At 62.7% G+C, this 18,198-nt stretch carries 10 protein-coding genes; 4 read left to right on the top strand and 6 right to left on the bottom strand.

What is annotated here, in order from left to right:
• Positions 1-24: 24 nt before the first annotated feature.
• Positions 25-2,262: an exo-alpha-(1->6)-L-arabinopyranosidase gene (locus ACNAOV_RS05390; protein WP_416516904.1), complete on the top strand. Its 2,238-nt coding sequence runs from the start codon at positions 25-27 to the stop codon at positions 2,260-2,262.
• Positions 2,263-2,280: 18 nt separating this feature from the next.
• Here the strand turns inward: ACNAOV_RS05390 and ACNAOV_RS05385 are convergent, their stop codons facing one another.
• The gene (locus ACNAOV_RS05385) at positions 2,281-4,539 is read right to left on the bottom strand and encodes a hypothetical protein (protein WP_416516903.1); all 2,259 of its coding nucleotides are present in this window, start codon (positions 4,537-4,539) and stop codon (positions 2,281-2,283) included.
• 50 nt (positions 4,540-4,589) lie between these two features.
• On the opposite strand from ACNAOV_RS05385, the gene ACNAOV_RS05380 reads away from it, so the two are divergent.
• From ACNAOV_RS05380 to ACNAOV_RS05370, 3 genes are all read left to right on the top strand, one after another.
• Positions 4,590-8,021 carry a tetratricopeptide repeat protein gene (locus ACNAOV_RS05380; RefSeq protein ID WP_416516902.1) on the top strand — a complete coding sequence of 1,144 codons (3,432 nt, stop codon included), beginning with the start codon at positions 4,590-4,592 and terminating at the stop codon, positions 8,019-8,021.
• The gene (gene ligA / locus ACNAOV_RS05375) at positions 8,014-10,602 is read left to right on the top strand and encodes an NAD-dependent DNA ligase LigA (protein WP_416516901.1); all 2,589 of its coding nucleotides are present in this window, start codon (positions 8,014-8,016) and stop codon (positions 10,600-10,602) included. The genes ACNAOV_RS05380 and ligA overlap by 8 nt, the downstream gene beginning before the upstream one ends.
• A gap of 69 nt (positions 10,603-10,671) precedes the next feature.
• Positions 10,672-11,868 carry an Mrp/NBP35 family ATP-binding protein gene (locus tag ACNAOV_RS05370; protein ID WP_416516900.1) on the top strand — a complete coding sequence of 399 codons (1,197 nt, stop codon included), beginning with the start codon at positions 10,672-10,674 and terminating at the stop codon, positions 11,866-11,868.
• Between the two features lie 130 nt (positions 11,869-11,998).
• Here ACNAOV_RS05370 and ACNAOV_RS05365 read toward each other — a convergent pair whose 3' ends face one another.
• The 5 genes from ACNAOV_RS05365 to ACNAOV_RS05345 form a co-directional block, all read right to left on the bottom strand.
• Positions 11,999-13,324 carry an MFS transporter gene (locus tag ACNAOV_RS05365; RefSeq protein ID WP_416516899.1) on the bottom strand — a complete coding sequence of 442 codons (1,326 nt, stop codon included), beginning with the start codon at positions 13,322-13,324 and terminating at the stop codon, positions 11,999-12,001.
• Positions 13,325-13,546: 222 nt separating this feature from the next.
• Positions 13,547-14,983 carry a type I glutamate--ammonia ligase gene (glnA, locus tag ACNAOV_RS05360; RefSeq protein ID WP_110413121.1) on the bottom strand — a complete coding sequence of 479 codons (1,437 nt, stop codon included), beginning with the start codon at positions 14,981-14,983 and terminating at the stop codon, positions 13,547-13,549.
• 144 nt (positions 14,984-15,127) lie between these two features.
• Positions 15,128-15,862, bottom strand: coding sequence for a DUF4191 domain-containing protein (locus ACNAOV_RS05355; protein WP_416516898.1), 735 nt, complete (start codon positions 15,860-15,862; stop codon positions 15,128-15,130).
• Between the two features lie 48 nt (positions 15,863-15,910).
• Positions 15,911-17,398 (bottom strand): dihydrolipoyl dehydrogenase family protein, encoded by a 1,488-nt coding sequence (locus ACNAOV_RS05350; RefSeq protein WP_416516897.1) that lies wholly within the window; start codon positions 17,396-17,398, stop codon positions 15,911-15,913.
• 112 nt (positions 17,399-17,510) lie between these two features.
• Positions 17,511-18,137, bottom strand: a complete 627-nt coding sequence (locus tag ACNAOV_RS05345) for a DUF3043 domain-containing protein (protein WP_416516896.1) — start codon at positions 18,135-18,137, stop codon at positions 17,511-17,513.
• Between the last annotated feature and the right edge of the window lie 61 nt (positions 18,138-18,198).

Genomic DNA, 18,198 nt, shown 5'->3' with positions numbered 1-18,198 from the left:
AATCGAACCCGAAAGGAAAAAGACATGACAGAACAAACGCATACCAAAGCCAAGGATCTGGACCTGCAAGAGGAGGCCTCACTGACCTCGGGGTCCGACTCCTGGCACCTGCAGGGGCTGCCCGACAAGGGTTATGAAGGCTATATGATCACCGACGGCCCCTACGGCCTGCGCAAGGCCACAGGTTCTGACGTCTACGGATCGGTTCCGGCCACTTGCTTCCCTCCGACTGCCGGACTGGCCTCCTCCTGGAATCCTGATCTGACATACCAGGTGGGCCAGGCCATGGGCGAGGAGTGTATCCAGGAGAAGGTGGCTGTAATCCTGGGGCCAGGCATCAACATCAAGCGAAGCCCGCTGGGCGGCCGCAATTTCGAGTTTTACTCGGAGGATCCTGTGCTGGCTGGGCATGAAGCCGCAGGTCTGGTTGAGGGTGTCCAATCCAAGGAGGTTGGAACCTCTCTGAAGCACTTTGCAGCCAACAACCAGGAGACCGACCGGCTCAGGGTCAGCTCTGACGTGGATGCCCGTACCCTGCGCGAGATCTACCTGCCGGCCTTCGAATATGTGGTCAGGAATGCCAAGCCATGGACCATCATGTGTGCCTACAACAAGATCAATGGGGTTTTCAGCTCGGAGAACCGCTGGCTGCTGACGGACGTTCTGCGCGGCGAGTGGGGCTACCAAGGCATGGTCATGTCAGACTGGGGTGCCGTCCACAACAGGGTCAACGCTCTGCAGGCCGGACTCAACCTGGAGATGCCGCCCTCCCGCACTGATGACCAGGTAGTCCAGGCTGTACAGGCTGGCAAGCTGGACAAGGAGCAGCTGGACCGGATGGCCCAGGGAATCCTGGACCTGATCGACAAGGCCCGACCGGCCATGTCCCAACAGGGTTATCGCTACGATGTCCAGGAACACAACAACATGGCCCGTCGCGCGGCCCAGGAGTCCATCGTCCTCTTGCGCAACGAGGACCGGATCCTGCCTCTTGATCCGAAGCAGAAAGTTGCCGTCATTGGCGAATTCGCCCGGACTCCGCGCTATCAGGGCGGAGGCTCCTCGCACATCACACCCACCGAGGTCTCATCAGCGCTGGATGGCTTCAAGGAGGCCGGCGTGAATGTGGACTTCGCGCCTGGGTTCACACTGGACGAGAAGGAGCAGGATCCTGCTCTGACCCAGCAGGCGCTGGATGTGGCGCGCGGAGCCGACACCGTGGTGCTCTTCCTGGGATTGCCTGAAGATGCCGAGTCCGAGGGCTTCGACCGCACCAGCATGGATCTTCCCGACAAGCAGGTGGCTCTACTCAAGGCCGTGTCCGAGGTCAATGACCGGGTGGTCGCCGTCCTCTCCAATGGAGCAGTGGTGACGGTTGCTGACTGGATGGACAAGACCAAGGGCTTGCTGGAGACCTGGCTTTTGGGTCAGGAGGGTGGACGCGCCGTGGTGGATGTGCTGACCGGTGCCGCCAATCCTTCGGGCCATCTGCCTGAAACCATCCCGGTTCGGCTGGAGGATAACCCCACCATCACTTCCTTCCCCGGCGAGGAGGGTCATTCCCGTTACGGCGAGGGTGTCTACGTGGGCTACCGCTACTACGACACCTTCCAGCGTCCGGTGGCCTTCCCCTTCGGATTCGGTCTGTCCTATGCTGACTTCGATCTGGATCAGGTCGTGGTGACCAAGACCGGAGCCAACTCGGCTCGGGTGGAGGTGACCGTGACCAACACCTCGCAGGTGGACGGTGCTCAGACCGTGCAGGTCTATGTGGCCCCCTGCGCCAGCCGGGTGAATCGGCCCAGTCATGAGCTCAAGGCCTTCACCAAGGTCTTCCTGAAGGCTGGACAGTCCAACAGGGTGAGCATGGACCTGACCGAGCGCGACTTCGCCTACTGGTCGACGGCCATGGATGCCTGGCATGTGGAGGCGGGCACCTACCGCATCCAGGTGGGTACCTCCAGCCGTGATCTGATTGCAGAAGAGGACCTGCAGGTGGATGGCGACGGCCGGTTCATTCCGCTGAATGCCGAATCGACCATGGCCGAGTGGCGCGAGAATTCGATCGGGGGACCTATCCTGCGTGATCGTATCGATCAGGATGGCATACCGCTGCCCGACGATCCCAACACAGCTCAGCTCTTCGACACCATGCCTCTGGCCTCGGTCATCACCTTGTCGGGTGGCGATGGCAATGGCATCGTGGCTGACATGGTCGACCGGTATCACCAGGCCCTCAAACAGCAGGGGCTGGATTCCTGACATCACCGTCGGCTGGGCTCAGGGTGCTATAAACCAGACGGCTACGTTCATGGCCTGACTGAGGTCGAAGTGCTCCAGCAGGACCATGGCGTTGATGAATGTCAGGACCAGTCCAGCCAGACAGGCCAGTGTTAGCAGGCTCATGACGGCCGCTCCCGCTGTGGAGCGGCCGTCTTCGTATGTTGAGGATGCGGTGGCCATGACCACAACAGCAACCAGGCAGATCAGCCAGGCGAAATCGATGCTGTAGCGCACCGAGAACCCGCCTATATAGGAGTCTGCAACCATGACCAGGACTGCCAGAGCCAGGGCCAGGATCAAGGCGGGCATCCACCCCCGACGCTGCAGTTCCTTTCGCATCCTGGACAGAGCAAGAAGTACAAGGGTCAGTATGAGTACCGGTGTAGTGATCAGCAGCCCGCCCAGGCCAGGTTCGGTGAAGTGCCAGAACCGCATGGGAGCAGGGGAGAATTGCAGGTAGGGGAAGACCGGCAGGCTGGTCAACGGCTGCAGCAGGTAGTAGCCAAAAATCTGAAGCAGGCCCTGGGTGCCGGGATGATAGTTGGTCAGGTCCAGGACGGTCATCTGATACCGGTTGCCAAAGTCCAGCAGGGATCCGAAGCGCCAGCGGTTGTACCAGAGCAGGGGAGCAGCCACCAGGAAGACCGGCAACAGGCCACAGACCAGCAGGGACAACGCCCGCCTCCGAGGCAGGTCGGCGGGATGGCTCCCGCGATTGAACAGGGCGTTGATGACTGCCCTTATTTCCTTGGCGAACAGGGGCAGCGCCAGCAGGCCGGCAGCCAGGAAGGTTGGTCGGCAGCCCAGGGTGGTAGCCACTGACAACGATCCAAAAAAGAGTCGAGGTCTGGACAGATGCCAGCCTTGGTCCCCGTCCTCCACGGTCCACATCCGTGTCGGCTGATGACCCGGGTGCTCACCGGCGTTCGCAGACTGTCGCCGGACACGTCTGGCCCCCATCCAGATCCAAAGTCCGGTCATGACCGCCAGCAAAGAGGCATCGAAGGGAATCGTATAGAAGTTGCGGCGGCACCAGAGGTAGGCCATGCCGGATCCTCCCAGCATGGTTATAAGGGCCATGCCGACCACGGCCAGGTTAACCCGGGGGAACCATCGGGCCAGCAGGCGGATGGTGGCCAGGGCGGTCATGATGGTTGCCGCCGCGACCAGCAGGGCCGCAGCCGAGCTGGTGGGCAGGGCATAGCCACCCGGATGCACCAGGCTGGTTATCACTCGGTAGGGCAGGAAGAGCAGCAGCACCGGCAGGACACCGAAGTAGGAATACCAGTGGCCGCCCCGATAGACATAATCCCAATATATTGGTTGCTGATCCTGGGCTAGGAGTGCGTTGCGGATGGCTATGTCAAAGGGGTTGGCCGCCTTGGCCAAGCCAGGTGCCTGGCCCAGATCCAGCCAGGGGCTTCCGTGCAGCAGGGCCTGGGCCACGTGGTCGTACTGGTTGAAGTCGTAGACGTAGGCATTCGGCTGGTGGTAGGCCATGGGGGTGAAGGTGGACAGATCATGCTGGATGTTCCAGCAGGACCAGGCTGCCAGTGGGGCCAGAATCAGAGCCAGGGCCAGGCGCTGGCTCATCGAACCAGTATTCAGCCGGGTCCGCCAAAGGACCGAGCCTGGCAGGTAGCCCAGGATCAGCGCCGCCAGACAGACCAACATCAGTATCCGTGCCGGATTGAAGTCCAGGGGGACCACCTCGGTCGAAGTTATCCCGGTCAGCTCCAGCCGGGATCCGATGGGCTCCTGTATCCACAGTCGCATGGCCTGGATCCGGGATCCGTTGGGTTTGCCTCTGATGCGCAGATAGTGGCTGCGGTCTTGACCGGGACAGATCAGTCCTCGGGTGCCCGGGGTCCAACCCTTGTCGCCGGCCAGGCGCAGGTCCAGACGCACATGAATCTGTGCCAGGGGCGAACCCTCCATGTCTTCTGCCAGATGGGCCTGGACGAAGGATGCCTGTCCATCGGCGACAGGGACATCCATCCAGGCGCCGGCGGGATCGGTGACCTTCAGACCTCCGCCCGGCAGCGCGGACAGTCCTGGCCCCAGCTGGGCTGACCGGGGCTCAATATTGCCTGCAGTTCTTGCCGAAGAGGTTGAGGAGGAACCCGCCAGCGACTGCCAGTGGGCCAGATTGAATACCCCCAGTTCGAGGAGGAGCACAACAACAAGTGCCAGCAGCAGGCGAATGGTCGTACCCCTGGCCGGGTTGGAGCGTTGTAGGACTGGCAGAGTCATCACGGTTTTATTCTAACGGCGACATGTCTGGCTGGATTGGGACAATCAAAGGTATGTCCAAGAACGCGAAGAAGTCCCGGGGGCTCGGTGATCTGTCCGGTCTGTGCCGTTCCATTCTTTCCGCACTGGAGGGACTGGTCGGCTCCTCTCGGCCGACTGCTGGGAGTAGCGGGGATCGTCCCCTGGATTCTTCGGTGGCCGACATGGTTGATTTGATTAACCGGACGGGGCACCATCCAGATGATCGTCAGATGCGCGAATTTCTGGCCTCCCACAGTCGTGTTCTGGGTATCGCTGTCAAGCGTCGGCTTTTTCCTCGTCTGCAGGGCGTGCCCGAGGGGCTGACGCTGGGCTGGGTCCAGTGGCCTGGCGCGCCGGGCCGTGGTTTCGCGCTGGGGATCTTCACCGATCGTCGTCACTTTGCTCAGATCGCTCTGGCAGACGACCATGGCCGGGTTTTCATCGGTGAGCAGAGTCGGATGGACCTGCAGAACATGGAACCTGCCTTCTTGCTGGGTCGGGAGGAGGAGGTGACCCTGGCCGACGGTCGCCGGTTGGGTCGTGATCCGGGTCAGGATTCAGGGCCGGTCCGCGCCCTGCAGGGTGCTGTGGCAGGCCGTGACGATGCCGGCCACATGCGTTGGCTGGCCTCCTGGCTGCGAGCCGATGGCCGCTATTCACTTGAGCAGCTGCGTCCACTCCTGCCTCCTGAGATGCGCCTGGACCTGGAATACCGGGATGCCGTGGCCATCGCCTTCTTCGCCGCCTATCTGCTGCCGCGCATCCAGGGAACCTTCACCGGGTTCGGCTCGGGCAACATCTTCTACCGGCTCAACCGTGAGGCACCCATGGGAGCCATCCGACGCAGCGTAGGCGACATGATCCAGGCACGCTCCCACGGACAGCGGGTCTCCGGTCTGGAGGATCTGTTCGCCGACCTGATGCGTGAGGCCGGGGCCCTCTCACCCGTCTCGGGTCTTGAGGCCGTTCATGGGGCCGAACCCCTGCATCTGTATGCTTCCTCCTATTCTGGCGCCTACTTCCTCAGCTGGGACAACGGACTGGAGTTCACTGCCGCCCTTGCGGCCCTGCGCATTGAAGGCAATCTCAACAGGTTTGCCGCCGTCAGCGCCTGGCTGGAGCGCAATGCCCACCTGGGAACGCTGCCCACCGAGGACTCGATCAACCGCGTCCAGGCAACCCGGTTGGACCAGGCCCTTTTGGACGATCCTGCCATTGTCGCCCTGCTGCGCCCGGGGGACTATCCGATTCACTTCGATCCCCTGGAGGATGACGGGCGAACCGCCATCAACGCCATGGTCGACAAGGCTTCGGCCACCGCCGTCATGGTCAGTCAACAGGCTCCCCAGGCACTGCCTGTGCGAGCGGATGGCCAGGGTCAGGAGCCGGTGCGTTCCGAGTGGGTCTACCGGCAGACGCTGTCCATGCTGATGCGATCCCTCCGGCTGCCCTTCCGCTTCGATGTGGAGTTCAGGTCCAACCTGGCCCAGGGGCAGGTGGCCCTGGCTTTCACTGCGGCTGGGCGTACCATGATGCCCTCCAGTCGCTATGAGGACCAGTCACGGGCCTGGCGGGATCTGGACGAGGGCGAGCGTTCCGCCATGAGTGCTGACTACAACCTGCGTGTCGGGCTGATGATGGCCGCCCTGGCCTTCGGGGTGGATCCGTCCGTGCGTGAGGTCAGCCTGCAGATCGACTCCATCGGTCTGGAAGAGGCTGTCGACCAGCAGAACTCGGCTATCAGGACCATGATGGGACAGGCCCTGGAGGCCTTTGAGCGCATGCGTTCAGGTGAAGTGGCCCCCACTGGATCCAAGGCTGATCCCAAGGATGGCGACGTGCATGGGGATCCAACCAAGCCCATTGCCTCCCGGTTGGCTCCTGAGCAAGGAGAAGGGGATGAGGGGGACAAGGCCGAGGATCAGGGCGAAAAGGAATCGGTGGACCGTGAGTTCAAGGATCTCATGCAGGGCGTGGACCTTGACTCTGCCGCCTTTGCGCCGCCGTCGTCGGCCAATGGGACCGATGCGGATGAATCGACTGCCGATGATGCAACCAACGAGGGTGTTCCGGATGAGGACGCCTCTACGGATCAGAGCGAGGGCGACGGATCCCAGAATCCGCTCAGTGCCCTGCAGAGTAATCCGACCATCCGCACCCTGGTCTCGGTGGTCTTCAGCAGGGAGCTCTTCCTCTCCCGCATCCGTTCACAGGGTCTGAAGGATCCACGTGCCATCTACCGCTTCTTCGACGCGACCATGCAGGTGGATTCCCAGGGCGGGCTCAAGCCTACAGAGGCCGAGTTCGACATGCGCGATGACCAATTCAGCCCTCACGGCAGCCAGGAGGAGCCCGAGTTCTCCGAGGTGGCCTTTGCCGACAAGTCGGCCAAGGCCCTGGGTGCACATAAGGCCGTGGATCTGTCCATCCAGCGTGCCGACCTGCTGCAGAGGGCTGTAGGCGGTTTCCACCAGCTGGCCTCCGACCGGACCATGACTTCGGCAGCCAAGGCACAGGCGGCAACAGGTATCATCCAGAGCATTGGCGACCCGGAGCTGGAACAGCTGGCCCCCCAGGTTGCCAGCGCCATGATCGACGGCACCCCTGTTCCCGACTTTGACTTCTCACTGTCCTCACAGCTGGACAAGGAGCGCGTCAAAGCCCGCGATCTGCTTTTCTCCGGCGGTGCAGCCCAGGGCATACAGGTTGAGCAGGATGCCATCGCCCATATGGATGCCGTCTTTGCGGCCGAGGGACAGGTTCCCCGCTACTTCAACTCATACGCCGAGCGGGTGGTCTATAACCGTCTCTTCGCCACACCGGGTGAGCGGACCCTGCTCATTCCTGACAACCTCTTCTACGCCCACTTGGAGATAGCCGACCTGCTGGCCCAGCTCAAGGATGACCAGGCGGCCCTCAAGCACCTGAACGCCATGGTAGCCTATGCGCCCGCCTACCCGCTCTCCCACCTGAAGCTGGCAGTCATGCTGGCCAACCGGGAGGACTGGGATTCGGCCAGGGCTGCCACACTGAATGCCCTGAGGGTGGCTCTGGACCGGGACGATGCCTCCTTCGCCTACTATCGCCTGGCCTATGCCTCATGGATGCGCGACGAGTTCGATGTGGCTGCAGCGGCCTACCTGATGAGCGAGCACATCAGTCCCGATCGGATACCAGCCCTCAAGAGCGAGCTGGCCGAGCTGCAGGCCAGGGCCCGCTCCCAGTGCGTGGTCCTGCCCGAAGACCACAGGCAGGCCCGCCGGGTGCTGGCAGAACACGGCCTGCCGGTCTGGCCCCACACAGAGGTGGCCTCCATAGTGCGTCAGGCAGCGCGCATCTGTGTGGACGGCGGGCTCTTCGTCCCGGCCCGAACACTGTCAATGGCGGCCGCAAGGATGAACGACGACGATAATGAAGGTGTTGATGTGGTACAGGCACAGTTCATGAGGTCGCTCAATGCATGACAGAACAGCTCAGGAAGATACTCAGCAAACCAGTGACCAGGGCGGGAATACCGGGTCCAGGCCCAGGCCGGGCACTGACCGATGGATAGCATCCCTGCAGCCCGACGATGCTGATGCCATGCGATTGGGGGAGCTGGACCTTGACTCTCTGGGAGCCCAACAGGCCCAGCGTCTCTGGTCCAGGCTTGCCGCCTGGGTGGAGTCCGACCAGGTCGCCTACTACATAGACGATGCGCCCGTCTCCTCCGACGCGGCCTATGATGCCAGGATGCGCTGCCTGGAGGAGCTGGAGTCCCGCTTCCCCAGCTTGGATACCCCTCAGTCGCCGACGCATCGGGTCGGGGGGACCTTCTCCAACGACTTCGCCTCCGTCCGTCACCCCTCCCAGATGCTCAGCTTGGATGACGTCTTCAGTATCGCCGAGCTGCGCCAGTGGTACGACGGGCTTCGCAACGAGCTCGACTGGCCGCAGGGCAAGGCTCTGCCCATGACCAGCGAGGTCAAGATAGACGGGCTGGCCCTCAACCTTCTCTACCGCAACGGGGTCCTGGAGCAGGGACTGACCAGGGGAGACGGCGTCACCGGGGAGGACATCACCCTGAACGTCAGGACCATTTCGAGCATTCCGCAGAATTTGTCGGGACCGGCCCGCGACATCCCCGAGTTCGTGGAGGTCCGCGGCGAGGTCTTCATGCGGTTCGACGACTTCAACGCCCTGAACGAGCAGCAGGAGCAGGAGGGCAAGGCGCCCTTCGCCAACCCTCGCAATGCCGCCGCCGGATCGCTCAGGCAGAAGGATCCGCGCATCACCGCCAGTCGTCATCTGAGCTTCTACGCCCATGGCCTGGGCTCCCTGAGATGGGGCCCGGCCCATCCCAAGGGTACCCACGACGAGGTCATCGACCAGTCCCAGGCCTACGACCTCTATAAGCAGTGGGGGATTCCGGTCTCGCCCCACAACCGGGTCGTCACCTCCTTCGATCAGATCCTGGACATGATCGACTATTACGGTCAGCACCGCAATGACATCGAGCATGCCCTGGACGGCATCGTGGTCAAGCTTCAGGATCGGGATCTCCAGCGCAGGCTGGGTGCCACCTCCCGTGCCCCCCGCTGGGCCGTGGCCTACAAATACCCACCGGAGGAGGTCAATACCCGGCTTCTGGACATCACCGTCCAGGTGGGCCGGACCGGGCGGATTACTCCGGTAGCTGTTCTCACCCCCGTCACCGTGGCCGGGTCCACGGTTTCCAGGACCACCCTCCACAACGCCTCCGAGGTCAAGCGAAAAGGCATTCTGATCGGGGATACGGTCGTGGTCCGCAAGGCGGGCGATGTGATCCCTGAGCTGGTCGGACCGGTCGTCGAGGCCAGGAAGGGCCGCGAGAAGGACCTGAGACCCTTCGTCATGCCCGAGACCTGCCCCAGCTGCGGCGCCCGCCTGGCCCCGGCCAAGGAGGGCGATGTGGACATCCGCTGCCCCAATGTGGAGTCCTGCCCGGCCCAGCTGACCGAGCGGATCATCCACATGGCCTCGCGAAAGGCCCTGGACATCGAGCATCTGGGGGAGCAGAGCGCCATAGCCCTGACCAACCCCGACGAGAACCGGCCTGATTCCGTTGAGGTCTATGCTCCCGGCCTGCGTGAGGTCCTGGTCGACCAGGGCGGCCAGGCAGCCCCCTACCAGCCGGATCCGGACCTGAAGCTTCCACGACGTCAGGATCCGGTCTTGACCAGCGAGGCGGGCCTGTTCGACCTGAAGGTGGAGGATCTGCGCCAGGTCTACGTCTGGCGTGAGGTTCCCCTGATGGAGCAGGTGGAGGTCGAAGGCCGACAGGGCCGCACAACAACAAAGCACCGGACTGGCGGCAGTGGTCTTTGGTACCGGGTGCCCGCCTTCTATAACCTGCCCAAGAGTGCCCAGATGGGGCAGGGTGAGCGGGCCATGAACAGTCATGAGACCCAGGTCCAGGAGGCCGCCTTGGGCAGTGCCGATGCCCAACCCTCCAGGAACACCCTGCAGATGCTTGAAGAGATTGACAAGGCCAGGCATGCCGACCTGTGGAGGGTCCTGGTGGCCCTGTCCATCCGGCATCTGGGACCGACCTCGGCCCGGGCCATAGCCACCCGTTTCCCGTCGCTCAAGGCCGTGGAGGAGGCCAGCGTGGAGGACCTGTCCGAGCTGGACGGTGTGGGCCCCGAGATCGCGCACTCCATTCACGACTGGTTCCAGGGCGCCCGTCAGCCAGGCGACTGGCGTGGGCGCATCCTGGATGCTTGGCAGGCAGCTGGTGTGGGTGCTCACGTCGAGCGCAGCACCAAGCCGCAGACCCTGAAGGGTATGACCGTGGTGGTCACCGGCAGTCTGGAGGACTTCTCCAGGGACTCTGCAAAGGAGGCCATCGTAGAGCGCGGCGGCAAGGCTTCAGGATCCGTCAGCAAAAAGACCACCTATGTGGTGGTGGGCGCCAATCCGGGTTCCAAGGCCGACAAGGCTGAGAGTCTGGGCCTGCCCATCCTGGACGAGGCAGCCTTCCACCGTCTGCTTGACACCGGTGACCCGAACCCAGCCCAAGGTTGATAGTGACATTCGCAATATCCGACCAGCCGCGCCCTAGCAGCAGATGGCTGGGCGCGATATGGTGACGGCATGGAACAAGTAGAGCATCGCAAGGAAGGGACCCGGAATCTGGAGGAGCTGCCTCGAAGAATCAAGGGGGAGGTCTATGAGCGGCTCAGTCGGGTCATCGATCCAGAACTGGGTCGGTCCATCACCGATCTGGGCATGATCACCGACATCATTGTCGAGCCAGCCAAGGATGCCCAGGCCGATTATGAGGTGACCGTGCGGGTGGAGCTGACCATCAAGGGATGTCCGCTGTCGACCACCATCACCAACCAGATCAACGGGACCGTGACTTCCTACCCGCGAGCCCGGCTGCGCCCCCATATCGATGTCTCCTCCATGAGCCGGGAGAAGCTGGACAACCTGGTGGCCGACCTCAAGGCCGCCCGGCGCAGCAACCCCTTCTCCAAGCCTGGGGTGGGCACCCGCATCTTCGCCATCGCCTCGGGCAAGGGCGGCGTAGGCAAGTCCTCGGTGACCGTCAACCTTGCGGCCACGCTGGCAGCCCTGGGCTATGACACGGCCGCCATTGACGCGGACATCTACGGATTCTCCCTACCCGGGCTCTTCGGCGTGCACAGTCAACCCACCAATCTGCATGGCATGCTGATGCCGGTGACCGCTTGGGGGGTAAAGCTGATCTCCATCGGCATGTTCGCCGGGTCGGACCGGGCCATCCTCTGGAGGGGTCCGCGTCTGCAGCGCTCGCTGGAGCAGTTCCTCTCTGATGTCTGGTGGGGCGACCCCGATGTGCTTTTGTTGGATCTGGCCCCAGGCACCGGGGACATGGCCCTATCGGTGGCCCAGGCCCTGCCCAACAGCCGGCTGATCGTGGTCACCACCCCTCAGCCCTCGGCCTCGCAGGTGGCCGTGCGTTCAGGTCTGGTGGCCCTCCAGTTGCCCACCAAGGTCCAGGGTGTGATTGAAAACATGTCCTGGTATGAGCACAATGGAGAGCGGCTGCGCATCTTCGGTCAGGGGGGCGGCCAGCGTGTGGCTGACCAGCTGACCCGGGATCTGGGGTATCAGGTGCCCCTGCTGGAGCAGTTGCCCCTGCAGACCGACCTACGCGAATCGGGGGAGTCCGGCCGGCCGGCTGTACTCAGACCAGATGGCTCCCTGGATGATTCTCCGTTGACCATGCGATTTGTGGATCTGGCCAAGACCCTGATGGCGGGTTCGGAGCCCGGCGATGCCCGTCGGGCCGCTGGTGAGGACTGACTCTCAACAAGGACTGACTTTAAAGAGATAACTCAGTCCGCTGGACTGGCCACTGCAGGTAGACCTTCTTGGCCATCCTTCGAATTAGCCAACCTTGGAGTTTTAATCCGGTGCCGCGTCTTGTCTGAAGCTAGACGGCGGCCGGGCTCTTCTGGCTGGTGATCTGCCGCGAGGGAATGGCCAGGAACCAGGGGACTGCCAGCAGGACCAGGCCGATGGCGCACATGGCCAGGAAGGGAATGACCTCGTGTCCGGCCAGGATGTAGGAGGCGAACATGGGTCCCACGATGTAGCCCAGGGAGGCGGCCGTGTTGAGCAGGCCGAACATGCGTCCGCTGAACGATGGTCCGGCCAGCTCAGCGGCCACCACCGGCTGGGAGATGCCCATCATGACCTCGCCCAGCCCGAAGATGGTGATGCCCAGGGAGGCCACACTCAGGGCACCGGGGGTGGAATCCAGGCGCAGGCCCAGGACGATGATCACCCAGGCCGCAGCCCAGAAGACCGGCACGGTGCGCAGCAGGCGCACATGGTTGGCGTCCTTGAGCCGGGGCAGCAGCACGATGTTCATGATGACCACCGAGAACGTGTTGACCACGTCCACCACCGACAGGGACCAGCGGGGGATGTGCGGATCCGAAATCAGGGTGGTGACCAGGCCGGCGTCGAACTGGGAGTAGCCGAACAGATCCATGAAGAAGGTGCCCAGGGTCAGCAGGATCATGGAGGCCAGCACCCTGGTCAGGGAGCTGGTCCGCCCTCCAAAGGTACCGTTGACGGTCATGCTTTCTGCGCTGTCCGATCGGCTGGCCTGCAGAGCATTGGTGGACTGTACGGATTCTTGGACGACCTCCTGTTCCGCCTTAGCCTTGAGCTCAGCCGTCAGGCGGCGCAGCTGCCAGTGCCGTTCGATGACCAGCAGGGACAGGCTGAGCAGGGCGAATCCCAAGGCCCTGCCGCCGAAGCCGAGCCGATAGAGGAAGTCCTGACCACCGGCGGCCAGCAGTCCGCCAACGGCCGCCCCAAGGCCGATGCCCAGGTTAAGCTCGGCCTGGTTGATGCCGTAGACGATTCGGTGCTGCTCCCTGGTGGAGATCTGCGTCAGAATACTGGCCCAGGAGGTCTGCATGCCCATTCCCAAGCCTGAGACGAAGGCTCCTGCGACTGCTGCCCGATAGTCGTGGGCCACGGTGAATATCAGGGGGCCGATGACGGAGAAAATCATTGCCGTGTGCATGGCCAGCCAGGAGGAGCGCCGATCTGAGACCCAGCCGATGACGGGGTTGGAGATCAGAGACCCCACTGAGCTGATGGTCACCAGAAGGGCGGCCTCGCTCATGGTGGCGCCCAGGGAATGGGTGGCGAAGAGCAGTTCGATGGGCATGACCAGGCCGATGCCGAAGTTGCACATGAGGTCCACGATGAGCATGGCTCGCAGATATACGGGCAACTCCATGAATTCACGCAGCCAGCGCATCGGTCTCCACCCCCATCGGATCAGTCTTCATACCTGCCCTTCATTCTGGCCTGACCGCTGCCGGAATGCGGGGGCTGGCGTGTTGCCGTCAATGGGCGGATGCCGATGGTCGTGGTGATGCAAAGAGGCCCGACCCCTCAGCAGGAAGGATCGGGCCTTATGCGACCTGGCCGGTTAGTCGGCGTCAGTCGTTATGCGAACTCAGATGTGGAAGTAGAGCTCGTACTCAAGAGGTGTGGGGGCCAGACGGGTCTGGTCCAGTTCGCCGCGCTTCAGGTCCAGCCAGGTCTGGATCAGGTCGTCGGTGAAGACATCGCCCTCGCTCAGGAAGTCATGGTCCTCCTCCAGCGCGTTCAGGGCCTCCTCCAGGGAGCCGGGCACCTGCTTGATCTGGGCGTGCTCCTCCGGGGGCAGCTCATAGAGGTCCTTGTCGATGGGGGCCGGGGGCTCGGTGTGGTTGAGGATGCCGTCCAGCCCTGCCATCAGCTGGGCCGAGAAGGCCAGGAAGGGGTTGCAGGAGGGGTCGGGAGCGCGGAACTCGATCCTCTTGGCGGCAGGAGAGGTGCCAGCCAGGGGGATGCGGATGGCCGCTGAACGGTTCCGGGCCGAGTAGACCAGGTTGACCGGGGCCTCATACCCGGGCACCAGCCTCTTGTAGGAATTGGTGGAGGGGTTGGTGAAGGCCAGAACGGACGAGGCATGCTCAATCAGACCGCCCACATACCAGCGGGCAATGTCGGAGAGACCACCATAGCCATTCTCGTCGTAGAAGAGGGGCTTGCCGTCCTTCCAGAGGGACTGGTGGCAGTGCATGCCGGTCCCGTTGTCCCCTGCGATGGGCTTGGGCATGAAGGTGGCTGCCTTGCCGGCCAGGGCAGCGGTCTCGTGGACCACGTACTTGTACTTCATCAGATCGTCGCCAGCGTGCAGCAGGGTGTTGAAACGGTAGTTGATCTCCTGCTGGCCGGCGCCGCCCACCTCGTGATGGGAGCGCTCCAGAATCAAGCCCACCTTTTGCAGGTTTGCAACCATGTCGTCGCGCAGATCCTGATAGTGGTCGATGGGCGGTACGGGGAAGTATCCCCTCTTGACCCGGTTCTTGAAACCGATGTTGTCGGAGCCGTCCTCCTCGACATCCACGCCGGAGTTCCAGGGGGCTTCGATGGAGTCGACCTCGTAGAAGGAGCGTTGCATGCTGTTCTCGAAACGGACCTTGTCGAAGATGAAGAACTCAGCCTCAGGAGCGAAGGAGGCCGTGTCGGCGATGCCGGTGGAGCGCAGGTAGGCCTCGGCCTTGGAGGCGATCTGCCGGGGGTCGCGCGAGTAAGGCTCGTCGGTCACCGGGTCCACGATGGAGAAGGCCACGTTCAAAGTGCGGTGGCGGCGGAAGGGGTCCAGGTAGGCTGTTTCAGGATCAGGGATCAGCTTCATATCGGACTCGTTGATGGCTTGGAAGCCTTGGACGGAGGAGCCGTCGAAGGCCATGCCGTCCGTGAAAGCGTCTTTGAGGAATTCGCTGGCGGGGACGGTGAAGTGCTGCTGGACCCCGATCAGGTCTGTGAACCTGACTGAGACATATTCCACGCCCTCCTGGTTTATCAGAGCTTCGCAATCGGCCTTTGACTTAAGTTCGCTCACTGAACTGCTCCTTTCGTGGAAACCTTAACGGTCCCCCAGTCTAGAGGACCGGTTTTTTCGGCAATGCGCCACTGAGGTTACGGGGGTGTTTCATGCGAAGGTCCCGGCGCCTCCTTGAGGGAGATGCCGGGACCTTGGAATACATCAGCGCCCGCGCATGGCCTTGCGGCTGACGTGTATCTTGGTCGGATCAATGCCCTTGGGCATTCCCAGGGCGCTCTGCCGTTTTTGCAGGGTGACCAGCCGGTCGTTCAGCGTCTCCAGCTCGGTGGCGGTCAGCTTGACCTTCTTCTTGATCACAGTGCGCTGGAGCTTGTTGAGCGGGACCTGGTCTGGACCGTGGCCCACGCTGATCCGGTAGATGGGGATAGCCGACCCGCGGGTGATGCGGCGGATTTTCTCCTCCTCGCGGTTCATGGCCTTATTGACGCGGTTGTAGTCGCCCTCGGCTATCAGGTAAACCCCAGTGCGGCCGGTGCCTCTCCAGACGGCATCCTTGGTCTTGGCATCGATCCAGACGGGTTCCTGGGGGAAAGAGAAGCCTGCCTTGGAGATACCGCTCAGCACGGCGGCTGCAGCGCCCGGGCGACCCTCCATCTTGGCGTAACCGACACGGTCTGAGCGCCTGGTCAGGGTCATGGTGGCCAGGAGCAGGCCGACCATGATGCCCAGAAGCACGGTCAGGATCCAGGACAGCCATCCAAAATGGGCCAGCAGGCAGATCACCACTGCTATCAGTGTGGGTACCAGAATGGCTGCGGCCAGTAGCCAGGGAAGGGCCTTGTCCTCTGCATAAGTGAATTGGTAGATCTTGACGATCTGGCTGATCGTGCTGGTCTTCTTTTTTGCTTTTTTGCCCTTGGTGTCCTCTGTAGCCATGCCATCCTCACTTGGAAACGTTCACTGGTTGACCAGTCTACCGCATGCCTACCGCATGTTCAGGGGTCTGCCGTCAGCCTTGAGCAGGGCTTCTCCAATGGCTTCCGAGAAGGTGGGATGGGGGTGGATGAGCCCGGCCGCCCTGTGCAGGGGGATCTGGTTGCCCACCAGCTGCTGGGCCTCGGCAATATTCTCAGAGGCCTGGGGGGAGACCATCTCCAGACCGACCACTATCTGCTTCTCCAAATCGGTGGCTTGGCAGGCGGTGATCAGGCTGAGGGTGCCCTGCAGGCCGCTCATGCGCATGCGCGAGTTGGCCATCATGGGGTAGATGGTCTCCTTGACCTGGTTCAGCGAAGGATCATCCTCGGCCTCCTTACGGCTGAAGCCCACCGCTGCGGCCTGGGGAGAGGAGAAGACCACGCGGGGAATGGTGGCTTCGTTGACTGGTTCAGGATCCAGACCGGAGGCGGCATCGGCCAGGGTGATACCCTGCTGGAAGGCCCTGTGGGCCAGATGGTGTCCCGGGGTGATGTCGCCCAGGGCCCAGACCCGGTCGCGGCTGGTGCGTCCCTGGGAGTCGGTCAGGACCTGGCCATGCTCGTCCAGATCGATGCCCAGGTCCTTCATATGCTTGGGATCGGTGTTGGGGTCCCTGCCTATGGCGACCAGAACCAGATCAGTCTCAACCTGTCCTGCCTGGCCCTTATCGTCGGCCGGCTGGTAGTCGACCTGGATGCCCTCGTCTGCGGACAGATGACGCCCGCCCGAGCAACGGGCATGGGTGATGATCTGAATCCCCTGACGCTCCAGCTCCCGGGTCATGATCTGACCGGTCCGCCGACCCCAGTGGGAGAGCACCCGGTCCCGTCTGATCATCAGGGTCACCTGGCAGCCGGCTTGATTCCAAATGGTAGCGAATTCCAGGGCCACAGCCCCGGACCCGATAATCAGGGCGCGGCGGGGGAAGGGCTTGAGGGTCAGCGCCCGATCGGTATCGATGACCAGGTCATCGAAGGGGAGTTCTGTCAGGGCCCGGGGATGAGACCCGGTAGCCAGGATGGTGTCGCAGGTGGTCAGACGGGTTCGATTACCGTCACAGTCGCTCACCTCCACCAGGCCGTCGCCGACGATGCTGCCGTGGCCGTGTACCACGGTGATGTCACGCTGCTTCAGCAGGCTCGCTAGACCGCCGGTCATGGCATCCACCATCCGGTCCTGATAGTCCTGAAGCTTCTGGTAGTCGATATTGGCTGACTCGACGTTGATGCCCATGGCGGCTCCCAGGCCGGCCTGTTCGAGAACCTGGGTAGCGGTCAGCAGGGCCTTGGTGGGGATGCATCCTCGGTTCAAGCAGACGCCGCCAACCACAGGGTCCTGTTCGACCAGGGCCACCCGTCCGCCCAGCTCTGCTGTGCGCAGGGCCGTGGCATAGCCGCCCGGGCCGGATCCGATGATGATGGTGTCGTATTGGCGGCTGTCGGCATCCCAGGGGTCAAGAGTCTGTGTGTCGGATTGGTTGATCGATTGCTGCATAGCAATCAATGCTAGCCGTAGAGGCTGGGAGAATGAAGACCATTAGCAGAATGTGGAGTGAATACGAGACTGCCCGGTGTAACCGACCCACAGGCCGGAATATCAAAGGCTGTCACTTGGGCCAGTGTCCACGCTTGCTCTGGTTGGGCTTGGGAACCCGCCAGCGCCGGACCATCATGGCCCGCTGCCAGGCATAGGAGGCCGAGCGAGACCCCTTGGCCACCGAGCGCTCGCCGAACTTGTCAATCAGCAGGCGCTTGAGCTTGCGCCACATCAGCCAGGTGTCGACCAGGGCCACGATCAGGTAGCCATAGAGAAGGATGGTCACCACCATGGTGAAGGTGGCATAATGCTGCGGACCCACGAACATGCCCATCAGGGTGGCCACGAACATAAGGATGATGGCCGGGAAGATCCATTCCAGCAGATTGAAGCGGGCATCCACATAGTCGCGGATGTAAATCCTCCAGGGCAGGCGCTCCGACTTGGGCATGTGGTCGATGTCGCCGGTCCTCATGGCCTCATACTGGGCATCCTCACGGGCTCGGATCCGTGCCTTGGCGGCCTTGCGGGAGGCCTTGCGGTCCTTGGGGACCAGCGGGCGCAGGTTCCGGGCCTCGGCCTGCTTGCGCTTGGGTGTGGGGCGTCCCTTGCCTTGCACATCCTCCGCAGAGGCCGTCTGGTCCGCCTCCGCCTCTTTGTCCCGACGATCCTTGCGTGAGAAGGGGTTCCATGTCATGCGAACAGGTTACGGTGACGCCTAGACTCGCAAGCATTGAGACGCAAGCAATCACAGGAGG

This window comes from Bifidobacterium asteroides, assembly GCF_048001765.1.
Classification (GTDB): Bacteria; Actinomycetota; Actinomycetes; order Actinomycetales; family Bifidobacteriaceae; genus Bombiscardovia; species Bombiscardovia asteroides_K.
The sequence above is the reverse complement of the archived record's forward strand: the minus strand, read 5'-3'. Positions and strand labels throughout refer to the sequence as shown.

Coding starts and splice junctions, on each gene's coding strand:
- ACNAOV_RS05390 (WP_416516904.1), top strand. CDS start 25: ATGACAGAACAAACGCATACCAAAGCCAAGGATCTGGACCTGCAAGAG.
- ACNAOV_RS05380 (WP_416516902.1), top strand. CDS start 4,590: ATGTCCAAGAACGCGAAGAAGTCCCGGGGGCTCGGTGATCTGTCCGGT.
- ligA (WP_416516901.1), top strand. CDS start 8,014: ATGCATGACAGAACAGCTCAGGAAGATACTCAGCAAACCAGTGACCAG.
- ACNAOV_RS05370 (WP_416516900.1), top strand. CDS start 10,672: ATGGAACAAGTAGAGCATCGCAAGGAAGGGACCCGGAATCTGGAGGAG.
- ACNAOV_RS05365 (WP_416516899.1), bottom strand. CDS start 13,324: ATGGAGTTGCCCGTATATCTGCGAGCCATGCTCATCGTGGACCTCATG.
- ACNAOV_RS05355 (WP_416516898.1), bottom strand. CDS start 15,862: ATGGCTACAGAGGACACCAAGGGCAAAAAAGCAAAAAAGAAGACCAGC.
- ACNAOV_RS05350 (WP_416516897.1), bottom strand. CDS start 17,398: ATGCAGCAATCGATCAACCAATCCGACACACAGACTCTTGACCCCTGG.
- ACNAOV_RS05345 (WP_416516896.1), bottom strand. CDS start 18,137: ATGACATGGAACCCCTTCTCACGCAAGGATCGTCGGGACAAAGAGGCG.